Raw genomic sequence first — 19517 nt, 5'->3', positions numbered from 1 at the left:
GAGCCAGACTAAAATGCTATAGTTCTCTTTTTATTATTTCGGTAGCAACTGCCTCTATAATATCGCCTTCTTTAACTTCATTAAATTTTTCCAAGGCCAGCCCACATTCATAACCCTGCATAACTTCACGCACATCGTCCTTGAAACGCTTAAGTGAATCAAGTTTTCCTTCAAAGATGACCTTGTCTTCACGGATAATCTTCACTTTGGCATCCCGGGTAATCTTTCCTTCAGTTACATAACAGCCTGCAATAGTACCGATTCTGGAAGCGCTAAATGTTTTCCTCACTTCGGCGCGGCCAATAACCACTTCCTTGTATTCAGGTTCCAATAAGCCGCTCATTGCAGCCTTGACATCATTTATAGCATCATAAATAACCCGGTACATACGCACATCAACCTTTTCAAGCTCGGCGGCGCGCCGGGCGTTAACAGACGGGCGTACGTTAAATCCAACAATTATTGCATTGGAAGCAGAAGCAAGCAATATATCGGCCTCGCTAATCATCCCCACACCGCTGTGGATCGTGTTAACTCTGACCTCCTGGGTGGACAACCCTTCCAGAGACTGCCTCAGGGCTTCCGCTGAACCCTGAACGTCTGCCTTGATAATTATATTGAGATCTTTGATCTGACCTTTTTCAATCTGTTTAAAAAGATCGTCCAGTGAAACTCTGGGTATCGAAGTTTTAATATTTTCTTCCCGCTTGCGTAATATACGTTTAGCCGCGATCTGACGGGCCATTTTTTCCTCTGCCACAGCATAAAGCGTATCTCCCGCTAACGGAACGTCGGAAAAACCCAGCACCTCGGCAGGCGTTGAAGGCCCTGCATTCTTTAACCTGCGGCCCAGGTAATCCATCATCGCCCGCACCCTGCCGGATGCCGTACCGGCAATGATATTATCTCCTATATGGAGTGTGCCTTCCTGAATCAGAACAGTAGCTACAGGCCCGCGCCCCTTATCCAGTTTAGCCTCAACTATCGTACCTCGCGCCGGCCGGTTTGAGTTGGTTCTCAAATCATTTACTTCAGCGACCAGAAGAATCATTTCAAGCAGTTCGTCCAGACCCTGACCGGTTTTTGCGCTTACCGGAACACAAATGGTCTGACCGCCCCATTCTTCTGCAATTAAGCTATGCTCTGTCAGCTGCTGCTTGACTTTATCAATGTTAGCGTCCGGTTTGTCTATTTTATTTATAGCTACAATAATAGGAACTCCCGCTGCCTTGGCATGGTTTATAGCTTCAACGGTCTGTGGCATAATACCGTCTTCCGCGGCGACTACCAAAACAGCTATATCTGTTATCCGGGCGCCTCTAGCCCGCATTGCCGTAAAAGCTTCGTGGCCCGGCGTATCGATAAAAGTTATCTTTTTATTATTCCTTTCCACCTGATAGGCCCCGATATGCTGGGTAATTCCTCCCACTTCACTGGCTATAACATTAGTTTCGCGGATCGCGTCCAGTAATGATGTTTTTCCGTGGTCAACATGCCCCATTACAGTTACAACGCAGGGTCTTGACTGAAGGTTTGCGGTATCCTCTTCACTTTCCTGCTCAAGCATTGCCTCCTGGTCAAGTTCTATCTTTACCTGAACTTCGAAGCCAAGTTCTCCCGCGATTATGATGGCTGTTTCGTTATCTATTTCTTGATTAATTGTGGCCATAACCCCCAAAGCCATCAGTTTTTTTATGACTTCGGCGGGGCTCTTTCTCATTTTTGAAGCCAGTTCCTGTATAGTAACAGTTTCGCCAATGACAACCGGTTTCTTTTCAACCGGATGAGGCGGCAATGATCTCTGGGGTTGACCCTGTACACGCCTTCCCCCGGCAACAGGACGCAGTTTTTGTTCAGCCGTCCTTTGATCACGCCATCCCTTACCCTTGCCAAAGGACCGCCCATCTCCCGCCGGCCGTGCCTTTTCGCCTTTTTGCTTATCCGGCCTTGCTACTACTCTCTCCTGTGCTTTAACCTCATCAGGAACCTTGGGGACTTTGAGCTGTTCCGGTTTTAATTTCGGAGCAGGCAGTCCTTTTGCATCCCGGACGGGACGTCCGGCGCCAGCGGCGGGACCGGGACTTCTTAAGTTCCTTGCCCCACTTTGGGTTTCTCCTCTTGCCGGAGGAAACTGTGGCTTTCCTGGACGCGGTGAATATCCCTGAGAAGGTTTTTCAGCAGCCCGATTACGTAACGGCTCCTGAACCGGCCTGGAAACGGCTCCTGCTGCCGGCGTTTTGGCCTCCACTGCCGGCGGCGCCGGTTGTACTGCCGGCGGCGCCGGCGGAACTGCGGGCTGAGCTGTTTTCGCGTGCTGAATATCGCCCTTTAAAAACGGGCGTTCCTGAAAACGCCGGTCCGGAGGTCTTGAGGGAACCCGGTCTACCAATCCAGGACCGGAAGAATACTTGGAATCCCGCCATTTCCTGTCCGTCCCCGAATCAGTTTTCGCAGTATCCGGGGTTGATGGCTTTGGTTCAATTTGAGCCTTTGCCGCTCTTTCTTTTTCGAACTCCACACGCAGGCGCTCCTCATCTTTCTCATCAACTGTACTTGCGTGTGATTTCACAGTTATTCCGAGAAGCGACAACCTTCTAATCATTTCCTTGCTTTCTATCTTAAATTCTTTGGCTAACTCGTGCACCCGTTTTTTTGCCATGAATCCACCTCCCCAGTCTATAAGGCGACTAACTTTGCAAAACCCCGGCCTTTAAAGCTTCCAGGATTTCTTTGGGAACAGGCTGTCCGAATGTTCTCTCCAGGCGTTTTGCTTTAATTGCTTTCTGGATGCATTCTAATCCGGGACAAACGTAAGCGCCCCGTCCAGCTTTTTTGCCTGTAGAGTCTATTTCAATAATTCCCTCGGGAGTGCGGACAAGACGAACCAGTTCTTTCTTGGGCCGTTTTTCCTGACAGCCAAGGCACACCCGAAAAGGTATTTTTTTAACTTTTGTCATCAACAGGCAAACTCCTTATTCCGCGTAATCCTGTGTATAACCGGCGTACTCGCGCTGGTAGATTTCCTCCATTTGGGATTCACTTTTAATGTCAATCTTCCAGCCAGTGAGCTTTGCAGCCAACCGGGCATTTTGCCCTTCTTTACCAATAGCCAAAGAGAGCTGAAAGTCTGGAACGATAACCCGCGCTACTTTTTCCTCCTCCCAGATCTCTACCGCAACAACCTTAGCAGGGCTTAACGAAGCGGCAACATATTTGGAAGAATCCGGGTCCCATTTGATCACATCGATTTTTTCCCCGTTCAACTCGTTCACAATCGCCTGAACCCGCATTCCTTTAGGACCCACACATGCGCCAACCGGATCAATATTTTCATCTCTTGAAAATACAGCTATTTTTGAACGGTAACCCGCCTCCCGGGCAACCGATTTCAATTCTACAATTCCTTCAAAAAGTTCCGGAACCTCCAGTTCAAAAAGCCTTTTCAACAGCCCCGGGTGTGTTCTGGAAACAAAAACCTGAGGTCCCTTGGTGGTTTTCTTGACTTCTAAAATATATGCTTTAATCCGGTCACCCTGACGGTGTGTTTCCCCGGGGACCCTTTCATTTGCCGCAAGTATTGCTTCTGCTTTTCCAAGCTCTATATATACGTTTTTTTGTTCTACTCTCTGGACGACACCAGTAATGATATCGCCTTCACGGTTAATGTATTCCTTGTAGACGAGATTCCGCTCAGCTTCGCGTATCCTTTGCATAACTACCTGTTTTGCTGTCTGCGCTGCAATTCGTCCAAAATTCCGTGGTGTTACCTCACTCTCAATTACTTCTCCCAAATCGTAACGGGGATCCAATGATTGAGCTTCTTCAATTGATATTTCCAACTTGGGGTCAAGGACTTCCTTTACTGCAACATGTTGGGCAAAGACCTGGTAATCGCCTGTTTCCCTGTTTATCTGCACCCGAGCGTTTTGTGCGGAACCAAAGTTTCTTTTATAAGCGGAAAGCAGGGCTGCCTCGATTGTCTCCAGTAGAATATCAACCGGCACTCCTTTTTCTTTCTCCAAGGCGTAAAGCGCTTCAAGAAACTCACTGTTCACCCTTAGGTACCCCCTTACCTCCAAAAACTTCCGCGACTAAATGGGCCGAAGCTATATTTTGCAAGCTAATCAAAATGTTGTTGTTCTTTTTCTGATCTTTCAGAACAAGAGTTGATTCAGAAAGATCAACCAGATGTCCGATGTGTTCTTTTTTACCTTCCTGAGACTTGAAAGTAATAATTTTTACCATGCTCCCCCGAAAACGCATAAAATCTTCAATTGTTTTTAAAGGTCTCTCAATACCAGGTGAAGAGACCTCTAAAATATAGGTATGCTGTATTGGATCGCGGCTGTCCAAAGCACTGTCCAGTTCTCGTGATAACGCCTGACAATCATCCAATGTTACTCCGCCTTTTTTGTCTATAAACACTCTAAGGTACCAACTACCCCCCTCTTTCTTGTATTCCACATCTACCAGTTCCAAACCGAGTTGGCCGGCTAAAGGCGCCGCCAGATCGCTTACAAACGCGGTGACCTTTTTTTGAAGCATAGGGGGAAAACCCTCCCAATAAATATAATGGCCATTAAACCAAATCCAGTTATAAGACGAAAGAGTGGGCAATTCCCCACTCTTCGATAACTTCTTTCCAATCTGTTGCTAAGTATAGCACAAAAAAACAGTCTTAGCAAGCATTAAATCTTATCTTAACGGAGGCTGATCACCCGTTTTTTGATTTATCCGGAATACCCCCGGTAAAGTAGCCAGCTTGTTTAGTACTGTAATCAGATCTATTCTGTATGGAGTTTTTATGGTAATCTCAACTATACATCTGTTTTCCATTTTACTGAAATTGATATGCTTTATCTGAACACCTGATTCCTCAAGTGTAGGGCTGATTTTATCGATATCCTCCGAGCTGCTGTCCACTTCAACGACAATAACATTGTCACGGCGCCCGCCGCGCATTAAATCTTCAATAGTACCCAGAACGATTAAAGCAAATAATACTAAAAAGGTCCCTGTTGCAGCCACAAGGTAAAAACCCCCTCCAACAGCCAGGCCGACACATGCTACAACCCAGAGGCTTGCGGCAGTCGTCAGGCCCCTGACAACAGATCCCTCGCGTAAGATTGCGCCGGCGCCTAAAAAACCAATCCCACTGATTACCTGGGCGGCAATCCGTCCCGCATCTCCATTATAAAGAAAAAACATCTGCTCGGAAATCAGCATGCATACGGCAGCGCCGATGCAAACAAGAACATGCGTCCGGAAACCGGCGGAATATTTGAGCGCCTTCATATAAATTCGTTCGCGCTCTAAACCTATAGCCCCACCCAGGATAAAAGCAAGCGTAAGCCGGATAACTATTTCCTTTTCGCTGATCATTGTCCTTGCACCTGATATTTACTCTTTCCCGCTAGATTCTAGCCGCTTCCAAGTTTACGGAACCTATATAATCCTCAATTATCCTTACAACAGACTGAGCTGCCAGGGGTTTGCCCAGATGCGAAGCGGAAATAGACATTTTCTTTAAACGGCGGGGTTCATTTAAGTATTCCCCTACTTTATTGGACAGATCCCTGATATTGCCGGCCTGTACGGCTGCTCCCGCCTTGCATAGAAACTCAGCATTGCGGACTTCCTGGCCTGGAATCGGATCAACAATAAAGATCGGCAATCCTTTGGCCAGGGCCTCCGCGCAGGTTAGGCCCCCTGCCTTGCCGATCATTAAATCGGCAACTGACATTAGCTCATGAACATTATCAACAAATCCCAGTACTGTTACCGGATTTCTGAAGCCAGGGATCATACGTTCCAGTTTAGCCCGCAATGTTTCGTTGTAGCCTGTAACTACAATAACCTGGCAGGGAATACCGCCGTCTCCCAAAGCTTTGACTATATCGGAAATCGGCCCCATACCCAGGCCGCCTCCCATAACCAGTATTGTCTTCAAATTCTGCTGCAAAGAAAGTTTGGACTTAACCTCAGACTTGTCAACAGAATTTAAAAAACAACTGTCAATAGGTATTCCACAGGCGTGGACATTATCCATATTGTATTTATAATCTTTAAACGTCTTTTTAATCTCCTCGGCGGCAATTGAATACAAATCAACCTTGGGGAAAACCCAGAAAGGGTGCACGGTAAAATCAGTAAGAACACCAGCCAGCAGACCCGTATATTCACTCCGCTCCTTTAACCTGTTTACAACACCGATCGGAAATGGATGCGTGCAAATTATAACTTGCGGAGAATAAACACTCAGCAACTGGTTAAGTCTCGGGGCGGTTACAACATTTAAAACCCTGTTAAATTCTTCTCTGGCGGTTCCTTGAAGAATACTCTCTTTTTCAGCCAGGCGGTAAAGATAGCCATAAAAAGCGGGAGTAATTTTCAAAATTTCCATGTAGGTATTGCTGACCATTTTATCCCAAATAGGATTTGTAGAACGAAATGTATCAAGAATATTAACTTCTGTATAAGGATTCCTTTTTAAAATTGCCTCTTTGATGGCCGTCGATGCCCGTATATGGCCTTCTCCGATTGAGACTGACAAAATGAGAACCCGTTTCAACATGATTTTCTCCATCCTACTAGATTTGGCTGCAATATTCTTTTACATAGCCAACTACTTGTTCTAAAGGAACGGTAACAACCAGGCCGCTTTTACGTTGAAACACTTCTATATTGCCGCTTTCAACCGCTTGTTTACCAATAATCAGACGCAAAGGATATCCAATTAGATCGGCGTCTTTAAATTTAACACCGGCCCTTTCCGGACGGTCGTCCAGGACCGCTTCCATACCTGCGCTTAAAAGCAATTCGTAAACCCTTTCCGCCAGTTCAAACTGCCCGCTTTCCCTGGTGTTTACGGGAACAACCAGCGCCTGGTAAGGCGCAATGCTGACAGGCCAGATTATTCCATTCTGATCATGGTTTTGCTCGACAGACGCAGCCATGGTACGCGTTACGCCGATACCGTAAGTCCCCATACAAATGGGAATACTATTGCCCTTCTCGTCAAGATAATTGGCTCCAAGGGCTTTACTGTACTTATAGCCCAGTTTGAAAACCTGCCCGACTTCAATCCCTCTTGCTTCTTCCAAAGCAGAACCGCAGATTGGGCAGGGATCGCCTGACTGTACCTGGCGCAGGTCGGCAATCTGATCCGGATTAAAATCGCGCTCCGGATTTACGTTTATAAAATGCGCATCGTCTTTGTTCGCCCCTGAAACAGCGTTGGCCATCCCCACAACTTCTAAATCAGCGACCAGCCTTAAACCTTTTAAGCCCACCGGCCCGGCAAAACCGACTTTCGCTCCGCTTAACCTTTCCACTGCCTCCGCGTCAGCCAGATCACACCTGAGAACACCGAGCGCCTTTTGTATCTTTACCTGATTGATAATTCGGTCGCCTCTTACAAGAGCCGCCACGTACCCGGCCTCTGTTTCATAAAGCAGGGTTTTAATTAGTTTTTGAGGCTCAACACCCAAAAATAAAGTAACTTCCTCGACAGTCCGCTTCCCCGGTGTAGCCACTTCCGCCAGCAGGCCGGGTTCTTCGAAATCAACTCTTTTCTTCACAGGTGATGCCGCTCTTTCTACATTGGCGGCATAGCCACAGTCATTCTGGCTGCAGAAAACCAGCAATGCTTCCCCTGTTTCAGCCAGGACCATAAACTCGTGCGTATCGCTGCCCCCAATTGCGCCTGAATCAGCTTCTACCGGACGAAAATAAAGACCGCAGCGTTCAAATATTCTCGTGTATGCGTTAAACATTTTCTGATAGCTGACCTCCATGCCGGCTTCGTCGCGATCAAAAGAATAAAGGTCTTTCATAATAAACTCACGGCCGCGGATTAATCCAAACCGGGGTCTGCGTTCATCCCGGTACTTATTCTGGATCTGGTAAAGCAGGAGGGGAAGCTGCCTGTATGATTTAACCTCGTTGCGAACTAAGTCCGTGATTATTTCTTCATGGGTGGGTCCAAGGCAAAAAACTCTTCCGTGCCGGTCTTTCAGACGGAATAATTCCGGGCCGTAAACATCCCAACGCCCCGATTCCTGCCAGATCTCAGAAGGCTGAATGATCGGCATGATAATCTCCTGGGCTCCCTCCCTGTTCATCTCTTCCCTGACTATCGCCTCAATTTTCTTAATTACTTTCAAACCCAGCGGCAGCAATGTATATACACCTGCTGCTGACTTGCGTATAAAACCCGCCCTTAATAACAGCTGATGGCTGATTATTTCGGCTTCAGCCGGCGCCTCGCGCAATGTGGGAAGCAGCAGTTGTGAAACTCTCATTTTTAAATCACCCCGGTCAAGATAATTGTATGTCCTGTTTTTATGAAATTAGATTGTGAACAACAACACCCTTTAAACCCTCGGGCCCGGTTAAACTCGGCGCTATGCGTCTCAAACAGTAGCCTCGCTTATCCTCGGGTTCACTCGTTCTTTGAATGAATCGCTGTTTGCGCCGCCAACTGTTCCGCTTCCCGAACAAGCTCACTGACAAGTTCTTTTTCCTGAACGGACTTGATGATCTTCCCCTGTCGAAAAATCAAACCGGTTCCTTTCCCTCCGGCCACACCTAGATCAGCGTTCTTAGCTTCCAGAGGACCGTTTACAACACATCCCATCACCGCTATTTTTAACGGCGCGGTGATCCCTTCCAGCTTTTCTTCAACTTCAACGGCTATTTTGATAATGTCAATTTGAGTCCTCGCACAGGTCGGGCACGAGATGAGCTCAATACCCCTTGAACGCAACCCGAGAGATTTTAAAATATCATAGCCGACCCTTACTTCCTCAAGCGGGCTCCCCGTCAAAGACACTCTGATTGTGTCGCCTATTCCCTTCGACAGGAGAATTCCTATCCCAACGGCGGATTTTACGGCGCCGGAACGCAACGTACCCGCCTCTGTAACTCCCAAGTGAAGCGGGTAGTCCGTTTTTTCAGAAAGCATCTGATAAGCTTCCAACATCATCGGCACATCGGAAGACTTAACAGACACCTTTAGATCAAAAAATCCTACTTCCTCGAGCAGGCGGATTTCCCGTAAAGCGCTTTCCACAAGCGCTGAGGCTGTAGGCTTACCATGTTTATCCAACAGATCCTTGGCCAGTGAACCGGCATTTACTCCGATTCGTATCGGTACTTTTTTTTCTCTGGCCGCCGCGGCAATTTTAACGACTTTCTCCCTGCTGCCGATATTTCCCGGATTGATGCGCAGGCCGTCAACACTTCTTTCCAGAGCGGCAAGGGCAAGGCGATAATCGAAGTGAATGTCTGCAACCAATGGAATATTTATCTGATTTTTGATCAGGAGCAAAGCATCCGCCGCTTCCAGATCAGGTACAGCAACACGGACAATTTCACAACCTGCGAGAGTTAACTTATTAATCTGTTCTACAGTAGCCGCCACATTCCTGGTATCAGTGTTGGTCATAGACTGGACGGATATTGGAGCTCCGCCCCCGACATGAACTGTTCCAATCCGGACAGGCCGGGTTTTTTTGCGTTCCATAATAAAACCCTTTCTTAAACCTGATCGCTTAAAATCACTTTTGAATTAACTGCAGCACATCGTTATAAGTGACAAATACGAAAAACAGCAGCAAAATTCCAAATCCAATCAGGTGAACGAGATTTTCCTTTACTGGATCAACCGGCCGGCCCCGGAGCCATTCTATGACTAAAAACATTATCCTGCTTCCATCTAAAGCGGGAATGGGGAAAAGGTTAAAAAGGCCCAAATTTATACTTAAAAACGCAGCCAACTGCAGCAGATTAGAAACTCCTAATCCGACCGCATTTTTAATTTCATAAATTATTCTGACCGGCCCGCCAAGATCAGCGGGTAATTTGCCTATGATCATCTGGCCGATTAAATCTATTATTAATACGACAAACCGCCCCGTATATTCCGTCCCTTTGGCAAGAGCGCTAAAAGGGTCCAGGCGTTGATTTTGGTAAGCCGGGTAGATGCCCATCTTGCCCTGGCCTTTCTCATCATGGCTGGTCAGGACAAGTATCTTCTGCCGCTTCCCGGAGCGCTCCACGGTTACTGTAACAACCTGATCAGGATGGGAGTTAATAATTGCAGACATCTTCTCCCACTCCCACCTGTTGACCTGTTCCCCGTCAATCGCAATAATTCTGTCACCGTCCTTTAAGCCGGCCAATTCCGCAGGCCCGCCGGGGACGAGTTTTCCCACAACAGTGCTGGGTATTGGGAACCCTGAATAAACAAAAACAGCGGCAAATAAAAGGACAGCAAGCACAAAATTCATCAGCGGGCCGGCCGAAATAACCGCAATCCGCTGAAGCACGGTTTTCTTATTAAAGGACTTTTCATCGTCAATAACAGGAACGTTATCGTCTTGCTCCATACCGGCCATGCGCACAAAACCGCCTATCGGAAACACTCTCAGATTATATGTGGTTTCGCCTTTTATAAAACTGGCCAGTTTAAAACCAAACCCGACACTGAATTCCTGAACCCTTATCCCTACTCTTTTTGCAACAATAAAATGACCGAATTCATGAAAGATAATCATCAACCCGAAGATAACAACGGCAGCCAAAAATGTTTGCATTGCTAACAACCGGCAATCTCCCTCGCTTGTTGCCGCGCCCAGTTATCGGCGGCATAGATATCGTTAATTTCAGTATACTCCCTAACCTGATGCTTATCCATAACCTCGTCAATAATTTCCGGAATACGGGTAAATCCTATTTTTTCGGCTAAAAAACACTCTACTGCGATCTCATTCGCGGCATTCAAAACCACCGGCATTGTGCCTCCCTCCCGGCAGGCCTCGATAGCCAATGAAAGGCAGCGAAAGCGTTTCAGATCCGGGCTTTCGAAAGCTAAGTCTCCCACATTATCCCAGTTTATTCTTGGCAGTTCATTAAACCAGCGTGCAGGATAAGTAAGCGCATATTGAATGGGTATGCGCATATCCGGAGCTCCCAACTGGGCTAGAGTTGAACCGTCAATAAATTCAACCATGGAATGGATGATGCTTTGAGGATGAATTAACACTTTTATACGGTCATAGTTTAAATCAAACAACCATCTGGCTTCAATTATTTCCAAACCCTTGTTCATTAAAGTCGCCGAATCAATAGTTACCTTGCGCCCCATCTTCCAATTCGGATGATTAAGCGCCATCTCTACGGTCACACCCGATAAATCAGCCGGGCCCAAGCGAAATGGACCACCCGAAGCAGTAAGAAGTATCCGGGCGATCTCATCCCTGGGAACTCCGTCCAAACACTGCCAGATTGCCGAGTGCTCACTGTCCAGCGGCAAAATATTTACATTCGCCCGGGCAGCCATCTCTATGACCAATCCGCCTGCAGTTACAAGAGTTTCTTTATTTGCCAGAGCTATGTCCTTACCCGCTTTAATTGCCGCCAGCGTTGGAATAAGGCCGGCAATACCGGGAACAGCTATAATTACAATATCCGCCTGTGTATCCGCCGCCGCGCTGATTAAGCCCTGTTCTCCCCAGCATAATTCCGGGAGAACGTCCTGCTTAAGGTTCCGGGAGATTTCCCGGATTTCCTTTTCCTGAGACATAGATACTATTTCGGGATCGAACTCCCGGATTTGATCCAGCATGACTTTCCAATTGCTTCCTGCGGCCAACCCGACAACCCGAAATTCAGATGGAAACTGGTGAATCACTGACAGAGCCTGCCGGCCGATGGACCCGGTACTCCCGATAATAGAAATTTTTTTCATAGTTTTTGACGACTCCACCTTATTTAGCCCTGCTTGTGAAATATACTTTAACAGCCGCCTGGATTATGATTAACAGGATCGGGCCTAAAATCAGACCGGCCGCGCCGAACGCTTTCAAGCCGGCATATATGGCCAGCAGGACGGCAAGAGGATGAAGCCCCAGACTTTGAGCAACTACCCTTGCTTCCAGCATCTGGCGCACTCCCCAGACAAGAGCGTAAACAAACAGTAGTTTTATCGCAAATGAAGTATGGCCGCTGATAAAGGACCAGATCGCCCAGGGTAGAAAAATGGTAGCAGGACCTAATACAGGTATTAAATCAAAAAAACCAATTAACAAGCCCATCGTCAATGCATAGTCCGCGCCGATTAATTGCAGCCCGACAATACTTTGAATAGTCGTCAGGGAAATTAAGACAAACTGAGCCCTCAGATAACCAAGAAAAGCGTTGATTACTTCCCGGCTCATCGTTATTGCCTGTGTTCCCCAGGGAGCAGGCACATACTTCATCCAGAACTGGACAATAGCCTTTCTATCACGGCTGATGAAAAAAGTAGCTATTAGGGCAACCACTGTAATCATCACTGCGCTGGGCAGTGATGTCACGATATGCAGCAGTGAATTTGCAAGCGAACTGGCCAGATCGGACAGCCAGCCGGTAACATCGCCTACTCTTTCTTGAAAACGGCCGGTAACCGCCGGCGGAAGCTGAAAATAAAATATTTTACCCCGCTCAATCAAATTGCTTATATAATCCTGTACAGGATTAACATATTTCGGAAGTGAAACTGATAAGTCGCTTAATTCCTTGACAAGCCTGAAAATAAGAACTGTCAGCAGGGAACCAGACCCGCCGATCAGCACAATCATTGCCACACCAATAGCCAGCGGCCTGATTAATCTTGCCTTTTCGTTCAGAAACCTGACGAATGGCTCTATTATGACGGCCAGGATTACAGCAAGGATAAAAGGCGTCAACAGGACAAAGACAAACTTGATAATCACCATTATTTCCGGAACAATAAACTTCCAGACCAGGTACAATAATAAAAGTGTTGCTGTCGCTGCCGCCAACTTTAGATATCGGGGCACCCGCTCCACCTCTATCCCAAGATCAACTTATGTACATAATAGTATACTAATGGAGACGTAAATAAAATGCTATCCACTCGATCCAATATACCTCCATGACCCGGGAAAAAAGTTCCCGCGTCTTTAACCCCAACCTGCCTCTTGATGCCTGATTCCACCAAATCGCCTACCTGCGCTACAATACCCAAAAACAGCCCCAAAAAGACAAGCTGAAGCAATGGTAAAAACGGATAAATATATTTAAAAACAAAGACCACCATCATACTGCCCAGGATGCCGCCTATTGAGCCCTCAATAGTTTTTCCTGGACTTAGAGCAAGAAATAACGGGTGCTTTCCAAAATTTTTACCGATCAGAAAGGCCATTGTATCGTTAACCCAGGTGCCGAACAGCATAAGGACTATCCAAATCCAGCCGTCGGGAAGAGTACGCAGAAGATAAACATAAACCAAAAGGCCGATATAAAGAGTGGAAAGCAGGCCTGCGGACACTTCCTGGAGCGAACAGCCGGGATAAGAAAACATAAACCAGCATAAAAATATAAAAACAACCGACACAAGCGCGCCGGCTAGCCCTGTATCGCCATAAAGATAGACACTCCCCAAAAGGAGTACAACCCCTGCCGCCATTAGAAAATAAGGAATATTCAAATCAAGGCGGCTTAACATCCGCTTTGATTCCAGAATTGCCAAAAGCATTGTTAGTGCGCAAAGGGCGATCAGAAACAGCCCGCCCTGCCAAACCAACAGTATTACTAAAGGAACAGCTATTAATGAACTAATAACCCTGGTCATAGACCTTTCCAACAATTCTAAGATAATCCGCCGAAACGCCGTTCCCGCCGCTGGTAATCTATAAGGGCTTGTAAAAGATGGACCCGGCGAAAGTCTGGCCAAAGTACAGGAGTAAACCAAAATTCGGTGTATGCAATCTGCCAGAGCAAAAAATTACTTATCCTGTAGTCTTCGGAAGGCCTGATCAGTAAATCCGGATCAGGCTGTCCTGCCGTAAAAAGATTTGAGGAAACTAAAGCTTCATTAATATCCCCGGGATTAAGCTCGCCTTGACCTATTTTTTGGGTGATTATACGTAAAGCCTCTACTATTTCATTCCGACCGCCATAATTTAAAGCAATATTTAATGTCAAACCCTGGTTATTATTGCTCCGTTCCCAGGCCAAACGAACACATTTTTCAGCTGCTTCAGGAAGATCTTCAATATGTCCGATTGTCATAACACGTATATCATTTTCACAGAGTTCGTCTATTTCCTTTTGAAGGTACTCCACCAATAATTCCATTAATGTGTTAACCTCTCCCTGGGGCCTCTTCCAGTTCTCGGTGGAGAAAGCATAAACGGTAAGAATGCGAACCTTTAGCTCAGCACAAAGTTTAACTATATCGCGCAGTGACTCAACACCTGCCCTGTGACCCATGCTTCTGGGCAAACCGCGCTTTTGCGCCCATCGGCCATTCCCGTCCATAATAATTGCTATGTGTTCGGGCAAGCGGCTCCTGTCCAGAATAGACAGGTAATGCTTTTCATCAGGGGCGGTTCTTCTTTTAAAAAAAATATTTAGAATAGTGATCGCCATGTTTTTCAGCATCAAATACGTGCCTCCCGCCCATGGCCGGTTCTTAAACGAAGGCAAATTCAACCCCCTCTGTAAAAAAGAGGGGGTTTTAAAACTTCTTTTCCTCTTACTCCTCCACAATAGCCTCTGTAGGGCATGATTCCACGCAGGTACCACATTCTGTACACTTCTCTTGATCAATCACATATATTTCACCCTCAGTTATTGCCTCGTTTGGACAAGATTCCAGGCAGGTTCCACAACCCAGGCATTCATCTGTAATTCGATAAGCCACCTGTCTTCACCCCCTTTCTCCAATTCTGGTAAGCTACAGTAAGGATTATTCTATTCTCATCGATTAACTTACTGCGAACAACCCTCAAACACCCGTCCGGGTTTCCTGAAGGCGGCTTTGTTAACAATACTTCAACCTTTAAACCTTCCTCTTCACAGACAGCCCTGGCCTGATCAACTTCCAAAGCCAAAACGTCAGGCTGCTTCATACCTGCATAATCTCCTGCTCTTTGAGCTTGACCAGGGCATCAATTTCCTTGATGTATTTGTCTGTCTGCTTTTGCACCTCGTCCTGAAAGCGGCGCAGATCATCCTCTGAAATATCTCCGTCTTTTTGCTCTTCTTTTAAAAGGTCATTTGTCTCCCGGCGGATATTGCGGACTGCCACTTTGCCTTCCTCAGCTTTCTTTTTGAGCAGTTTTACCAGTTCTAACCTTCTTTGCTGAGTTAGCTGAGGAATGGCCAACCTGATTATGGTTCCGTCGCTGCTTGGATTTATTCCAAGGTCAGATTTCATGATTGCCTTTTCAATATCAGGCAGGGCTGCTTTATCCCAGGGCTGAATGATTAAGAGCCTGGCTTCCGGGGCGGTAATACTGGCAAGCTGATTAATAGGCATCATACTGCCGTAATAGGATACAATGATTTTATCCAGCAGCGCAGGTGTTGCTCTTCCAGCCCGCAGTGAGGCAAATTCCTTTTTAATCACCTCAACGCTTTTTTTCATATTGGATTCGGATTCCTCAATGAATGGATTACCCAATGGAAACACCTCCAACATAGGTGCCTATGTTCTCACCTAAAACAGCTCTTTTTATATTTCCAACTTCATTCAAATTGAAAACTACTACCGGGATATTATTGTCCATACACAGTGAAGTTGCTGTGGCGTCCATTACAGCAAGGCCCTTGTTCAGCACATCAATGTAGGTCAATTGCTCGAACCTCTTGGCCAGCGGGTTTTTTAAAGGATCATCGTCGTAAACTCCGCTTACTCTTTTGGCCATTAAGATAACCTCTGCTTCAATTTCCGCTGCACGCAGGGCGGCAGTGGTATCTGTAGAAAAGTAAGGGTTTCCCGTGCCACCCGCAAAAATAACCACCCGGCCTTTCTCCAGATGCCGGATAGCCCTGCGGCGTATATACGGTTCAGCCACTTCACGCATTTCTATTGCTGACTGGACTCGGCTGACCACTTCCAGTTTTTCAAGAGCATCCTGTAAAGCAAGGGAGTTGATTACGGTAGCGAGCATTCCCATATAATCAGCCGCTGCCCTGTCCATACCTTTTGCGCTTCCGGCGACACCCCTCCAGATATTACCGCCTCCGACGACGACCGCCACCTGTATACCCATCTGAGTTACTTCCTGAATTTGGCCGGCAATCGACTTGACCACATAAGGGTCTATTCCAAAGCCCAGGGAACCTGCCAGGGCTTCTCCGCTTAGCTTCAGAATAACACGCTTATATTTGGGAATACCCGAATCAGTCATTTAAAGGGCTATCCCCCTTTTCTTAATTGATTTCCGCCTAGCCCTCACCAAGTTCAAAACGGGCAAATCTTCTTACGACAATATTTTCACCAAGGCGCATAACTTTTTCGTTCAGCACTTGCTGTACAGTAAGATCGGGATTTTTGATAAAAGCCTGTTCGAGAAGGCAGTTCTCCTTAAAAAACTTTTCTATCCGCCCATCCACAATTTTCTGGATAATCTTTTCAGGTTTTCCCTCATCTTTAACCTGAGCCGCCAAAATATCCCTCTCTTTTTGGACTTTCTCTTCCGGCACGTCCTCCCTTCGGACAAATTCCGGCTTGGCTGCAGCTATCTGCATCGAAAGTTCATGGACAAGGGATCGGAAATCATCAGTTTTCGCTACAAAATCAGTCTCACAGTTCACTTCAATCAAAACACCTATCCGGCCGGCCAGGTGGATGTATGAATCAACCAACCCTTCGCTGGCTACCCGTCCTGCCTTTTTTGAAGCAGCGGCCAGTCCTTTTTCGCGAAGGTAATCGATTGCTTTCTCCATATCGCATCCAACTTCATTTAATGCCCTCTTACAATCCATCATTCCCGAACCTGTGCGCTCGCGCAATTCTTTAACCATTGCTGCAGTTACTTCAGCCATAGTCCCCCTAAATCCTCCCTAAACAGCAAAGTATTGTCATGTTTTTCCTTATTAACTAAGTATTTTAACCATTGCCTTCTGCAAAAAACCCCTTATAGAAAAATGCAGGAGATCCCTCCCGCTTTATAAAACACATTAATATCGGTTAAAGCGCTTCTTCCAGTTGCTCTCCCTGTTTGCCTTCCAAATAGGCGTCTGCCATTTTGCTGGTCAACAACCGGACTGCACGTATAGCGTCATCGTTTCCCGGAATAACATAGTCGACTTCTTCCGGATCACAGTTTGTATCCACAACCGCTACGATAGGTATTTCCAATTTACGTGCTTCTGCCATTGCAATTCTCTCTTTGCGGGGATCAATCACGAAAATTGCATCAGGCGGCTTTTTCATACCTTTAATACCACCGACAGACTTCTGCAGCTTCTCTTTTTCCCGCATCAGGCCTGCAACTTCTTTCTTGGGCAACACTTCAAATGTATTATCATTCTCCATCTGCTCCAATTCCCGCAAACGGTCTATGCGGGCGCGGATTGTCTGAAAGTTAGTCAGCATACCGCCCAACCAGCGCTGATTTACATAAAACATGCCGCACCTGTCGGCCTCTTCTTTAACTGCATCCTGCGCCTGTTTTTTGGTTCCCACAAAAAGAAGAGTTCCCCCGTCTGCGGCAACTTGTTTAACATAATTATAGGCTTCTTCTATTTTTTTTACCGTCTTCTGTAAATCTATAATATAGATGCCGTTCCGATCCGTAAAAATATATGGAGCCATTTTGGGATTCCATCGCCTTGTCTGATGCCCGAAGTGCACCCCTGCCTCCAAGAGCTGCTTCATTGAAATTATAGCCAATAGTCCACCTCCCCCCTATGGTTTTTTAACCTCCGCCACTATCATCTTCACCGGCAAACCCCCTGCAACGGGGCAACCCTGCCGGAAATCCATATGGCGTGTGTATTTAACACCGGAAGTATTCTAACATAAACTTACAGGTAACGCAAGGAAATGGAGCAAAAGAACGCCTTCTTAATTAATTAAAAATGCGTAATCAGCGGCTTACTTTTGTTAGACTATCCCGAAAATAACTACTCTGAAAATTAGTCTTTCATATAGTGAGTCCGATAGGCACGGCATTATCAACGCTCTCTCCGGTGCTCAACGCCGACAGCAGCACGGCTTGCTTCGGACCGGACTAGCGGCGCTGCAAAGGCGGCATATAAATAACTCACATCATTGTCCTTTTAACCTTGGCATTAAGACTGCTTTTCTATCAGCTTTGGAAAGCCGCTGGTTTCGCACCGCTGTCCGGTTACCCTCGCTTCGCTTAGCTGCTGTTACCGGCTCTTCGCAAGTCGTTCGCTGTTGACAACACCGTGCCCTTGGACGGTTTGACTGAATACATACTGTTTCATCCTGCTGCTGGCGCTGCTTTGCAGTATGGGGATCTACTCTGAAAATAATTTGCTTTAGGGAGTTCAACCGCCTAAATGTGTCTGATAAATCCGTCACTTTCAAAAATATTTTCGAAAAAAGAAGGATTTAAGAGGATTCTTCAGAATATTTCTATTTAATAATAGGTTAAACTTAATATAATAAAGAGTGGTGATTATATTTGTCAACTGAATTTAAGGATAAAAAAGAATTTGATACACCAGGAGGGCCGGTATCCATTGAAGGCCCAGTAGAAAGAGAATTTATCGCCTCCTTGACAATTGATGAAAATTTAAACAATTTTCGAAACCCGATACGTCAAAAGGAGGCATTAATGATTGTAGCCGACTTGCCGGAGGGGCTGGTCTATATTGCCAGGCAGGGCCAGTTAATCATCGGATACCTTAATTTCCATTACCCGAGCCGTTATTCAAGATGGAGCAGACACCCCCGCGTTCTCGAACTTGGCGCTATTGAAGTAAGCAAGCAATGGCAGCGCAAAGGTATTGCCACGGCTCTTCTTCAAGAAGCATTTAAAAATGACATTATGGAAGATTATGTTGTAATAATAAATGAGTTTCATCAGCATTGGGATTTAAAAGGAACCAAGCTGAACTTCTGGAATTACAGAAAAATGCTCACTAAAATGTATATCCGCATGGGGTTTAAGCGGAAACACACCGATGATCCGGAAATTCTTGAACACGCTGCTAATATGTTGCTGGTCCGCATCGGGAAAAATCTGAATGACGCTTACATTAAAGCTATAGATGAACTCGCCTACCAGCAGTCCCTTGTAGACTAAAACCTCTTCTAAGTTCGTCGCATTCAAGATTTATTTTTTATGATGCTGCTATCAAGGTAAAAAAGTTCATTAATTTTACTCTCCTTCATTTAATCCCCTCTTCAACAAACCGCATAAAGATCTCTTAGACGGAAAACATATGTGAAAAAAAGGAGATCTTTTATGTCGGGGTTTTTAGTGAAAATTATTGTTTACCCCTTGATAGTTTATATTTCAGGCCTTGTTTTCAGGCAAGTAAGTTTTACAGCGCTTTATCAACCCGTAATAATAGGACTTATTCTTGCGGCGGTTGCACATACGATGGAAATTTATATTTTAAGACCCGGGACATTGTGGATTAGCACAGCAATTGACTTTGTAACAGCCACACTGATTATCTATTATTTCACTGCGAAAAACACATTAAATAAAAAAAAAAAAAATTAACAGACAGGAGAAAAA

General features: G+C 46.0%; 21 protein-coding genes. 2 read left to right on the top strand and 19 right to left on the bottom strand.

All coding sequences use genetic code 11. The annotated features are described in order from the left end of the window. Window positions 1-16 precede the first annotated feature (16 nt). The 19 genes from DEH07_11040 to rpsB form a co-directional block, all read right to left on the bottom strand. Window positions 17-2659 (bottom strand): translation initiation factor IF-2, encoded by a 2643-nt coding sequence (locus tag DEH07_11040; GenBank protein HBY05024.1) that lies wholly within the window; start codon window positions 2657-2659, stop codon window positions 17-19. 28 nt (window positions 2660-2687) lie between these two features. After that, window positions 2688-2957, bottom strand: a complete 270-nt coding sequence (locus DEH07_11035; GenBank protein ID HBY05023.1) for a DUF448 domain-containing protein — start codon at window positions 2955-2957, stop codon at window positions 2688-2690. A 15-nt stretch (window positions 2958-2972) separates the two neighbouring features. Next, on the bottom strand, window positions 2973-4055 hold the full coding sequence (gene nusA, locus DEH07_11030; protein HBY05022.1) for a transcription termination/antitermination protein NusA: 1083 nt from the start codon (window positions 4053-4055) through the stop codon (window positions 2973-2975). Further along, a complete protein-coding gene (locus tag DEH07_11025) occupies window positions 4045-4545 on the bottom strand; it encodes a ribosome maturation factor RimP (protein ID HBY05021.1) in 501 nt (166 codons plus the stop codon). Before DEH07_11025 ends, nusA begins: the two co-directional genes overlap by 11 nt. A gap of 150 nt (window positions 4546-4695) precedes the next feature. Further along, entirely contained in the window at window positions 4696-5382 is a 687-nt protein-coding gene (locus DEH07_11020) for an MgtC/SapB transporter (GenBank protein HBY05020.1), read from the bottom strand. Window positions 5383-5413: 31 nt separating this feature from the next. Further along, window positions 5414-6577: a galactosyldiacylglycerol synthase gene (locus DEH07_11015; GenBank protein ID HBY05019.1), complete on the bottom strand. Its 1164-nt coding sequence runs from the start codon at window positions 6575-6577 to the stop codon at window positions 5414-5416. Between the two features lie 13 nt (window positions 6578-6590). Continuing rightward, window positions 6591-8303, bottom strand: coding sequence for a proline--tRNA ligase (locus DEH07_11010; protein HBY05018.1), 1713 nt, complete (start codon window positions 8301-8303; stop codon window positions 6591-6593). A 140-nt stretch (window positions 8304-8443) separates the two neighbouring features. Beyond that, on the bottom strand, window positions 8444-9526 hold the full coding sequence (locus tag DEH07_11005; protein HBY05017.1) for a 4-hydroxy-3-methylbut-2-en-1-yl diphosphate synthase: 1083 nt from the start codon (window positions 9524-9526) through the stop codon (window positions 8444-8446). Window positions 9527-9560: 34 nt separating this feature from the next. Beyond that, window positions 9561-10598: an RIP metalloprotease RseP gene (gene rseP, locus DEH07_11000; protein ID HBY05016.1), complete on the bottom strand. Its 1038-nt coding sequence runs from the start codon at window positions 10596-10598 to the stop codon at window positions 9561-9563. 2 nt (window positions 10599-10600) lie between these two features. After that, on the bottom strand, window positions 10601-11752 hold the full coding sequence (locus DEH07_10995; protein HBY05015.1) for a 1-deoxy-D-xylulose-5-phosphate reductoisomerase: 1152 nt from the start codon (window positions 11750-11752) through the stop codon (window positions 10601-10603). A gap of 19 nt (window positions 11753-11771) precedes the next feature. Then, the gene (gene ytvI / locus DEH07_10990) at window positions 11772-12845 is read right to left on the bottom strand and encodes a sporulation integral membrane protein YtvI (GenBank protein ID HBY05014.1); all 1074 of its coding nucleotides are present in this window, start codon (window positions 12843-12845) and stop codon (window positions 11772-11774) included. An 11-nt stretch (window positions 12846-12856) separates the two neighbouring features. Next, a complete protein-coding gene (locus DEH07_10985; GenBank protein HBY05013.1) occupies window positions 12857-13627 on the bottom strand; it encodes a phosphatidate cytidylyltransferase in 771 nt (256 codons plus the stop codon). A gap of 29 nt (window positions 13628-13656) precedes the next feature. Further along, a complete protein-coding gene (locus tag DEH07_10980) occupies window positions 13657-14439 on the bottom strand; it encodes an isoprenyl transferase (GenBank protein HBY05012.1) in 783 nt (260 codons plus the stop codon). A gap of 106 nt (window positions 14440-14545) precedes the next feature. After that, on the bottom strand, window positions 14546-14713 hold the full coding sequence (locus tag DEH07_10975) for a 4Fe-4S ferredoxin (protein ID HBY05011.1): 168 nt from the start codon (window positions 14711-14713) through the stop codon (window positions 14546-14548). Continuing rightward, window positions 14691-14921 carry a hypothetical protein gene (locus DEH07_10970; GenBank protein ID HBY05010.1) on the bottom strand — a complete coding sequence of 77 codons (231 nt, stop codon included), beginning with the start codon at window positions 14919-14921 and terminating at the stop codon, window positions 14691-14693. Before DEH07_10970 ends, DEH07_10975 begins: the two co-directional genes overlap by 23 nt. Beyond that, complete coding sequence (locus DEH07_10965) at window positions 14918-15493, bottom strand: ribosome recycling factor (protein ID HBY05009.1); 576 nt, start codon at window positions 15491-15493, stop codon at window positions 14918-14920. The genes DEH07_10970 and DEH07_10965 overlap by 4 nt, the downstream gene beginning before the upstream one ends. Continuing rightward, window positions 15468-16205, bottom strand: coding sequence for a UMP kinase (locus tag DEH07_10960; GenBank protein HBY05008.1), 738 nt, complete (start codon window positions 16203-16205; stop codon window positions 15468-15470). The genes DEH07_10965 and DEH07_10960 overlap by 26 nt, the downstream gene beginning before the upstream one ends. Window positions 16206-16242: 37 nt before the next feature. After that, entirely contained in the window at window positions 16243-16842 is a 600-nt protein-coding gene (gene tsf, locus DEH07_10955) for an elongation factor Ts (GenBank protein HBY05007.1), read from the bottom strand. Between the two features lie 145 nt (window positions 16843-16987). After that, a complete protein-coding gene (gene rpsB / locus DEH07_10950; protein ID HBY05006.1) occupies window positions 16988-17692 on the bottom strand; it encodes a 30S ribosomal protein S2 in 705 nt (234 codons plus the stop codon). 760 nt (window positions 17693-18452) lie between these two features. On the opposite strand from rpsB, the gene DEH07_10945 reads away from it, so the two are divergent. Both DEH07_10945 and DEH07_10940 read left to right on the top strand, forming a co-directional pair. Then, the gene (locus DEH07_10945) at window positions 18453-19076 is read left to right on the top strand and encodes an N-acetyltransferase (protein HBY05005.1); all 624 of its coding nucleotides are present in this window, start codon (window positions 18453-18455) and stop codon (window positions 19074-19076) included. 162 nt (window positions 19077-19238) lie between these two features. Beyond that, a complete protein-coding gene (locus tag DEH07_10940) occupies window positions 19239-19502 on the top strand; it encodes a hypothetical protein (GenBank protein ID HBY05004.1) in 264 nt (87 codons plus the stop codon). Window positions 19503-19517: the final 15 nt, after the last annotated feature.

Origin of the sequence: Desulfotomaculum sp., assembly GCA_003513005.1 — a bacterium.
Classification (GTDB): domain Bacteria; phylum Bacillota; class Desulfotomaculia; order Desulfotomaculales; family Nap2-2B; genus 46-80.
Note: the sequence above shows the minus strand (reverse complement) of the source record. Positions and strands in the feature narration are given on the sequence as shown.

Coding starts and splice junctions, on each gene's coding strand:
- DEH07_10940 (HBY05004.1), top strand. CDS start 19,239: ATGTCGGGGTTTTTAGTGAAAATTATTGTTTACCCCTTGATAGTTTAT.
- DEH07_10965 (HBY05009.1), bottom strand. CDS start 15,493: ATGTTGGAGGTGTTTCCATTGGGTAATCCATTCATTGAGGAATCCGAA.
- DEH07_11040 (HBY05024.1), bottom strand. CDS start 2,659: ATGGCAAAAAAACGGGTGCACGAGTTAGCCAAAGAATTTAAGATAGAA.
- rseP (HBY05016.1), bottom strand. CDS start 10,598: ATGCAAACATTTTTGGCTGCCGTTGTTATCTTCGGGTTGATGATTATC.
- DEH07_11020 (HBY05020.1), bottom strand. CDS start 5,382: ATGATCAGCGAAAAGGAAATAGTTATCCGGCTTACGCTTGCTTTTATC.
- DEH07_11010 (HBY05018.1), bottom strand. CDS start 8,303: ATGAGAGTTTCACAACTGCTGCTTCCCACATTGCGCGAGGCGCCGGCT.
- DEH07_10960 (HBY05008.1), bottom strand. CDS start 16,205: ATGACTGATTCGGGTATTCCCAAATATAAGCGTGTTATTCTGAAGCTA.
- DEH07_10970 (HBY05010.1), bottom strand. CDS start 14,921: ATGAAGCAGCCTGACGTTTTGGCTTTGGAAGTTGATCAGGCCAGGGCT.
- DEH07_11025 (HBY05021.1), bottom strand. CDS start 4,545: ATGCTTCAAAAAAAGGTCACCGCGTTTGTAAGCGATCTGGCGGCGCCT.
- DEH07_10980 (HBY05012.1), bottom strand. CDS start 14,439: ATGGCGATCACTATTCTAAATATTTTTTTTAAAAGAAGAACCGCCCCT.
- DEH07_11035 (HBY05023.1), bottom strand. CDS start 2,957: ATGACAAAAGTTAAAAAAATACCTTTTCGGGTGTGCCTTGGCTGTCAG.
- DEH07_11005 (HBY05017.1), bottom strand. CDS start 9,526: ATGGAACGCAAAAAAACCCGGCCTGTCCGGATTGGAACAGTTCATGTC.
- tsf (HBY05007.1), bottom strand. CDS start 16,842: ATGGCTGAAGTAACTGCAGCAATGGTTAAAGAATTGCGCGAGCGCACA.
- DEH07_10995 (HBY05015.1), bottom strand. CDS start 11,752: ATGAAAAAAATTTCTATTATCGGGAGTACCGGGTCCATCGGCCGGCAG.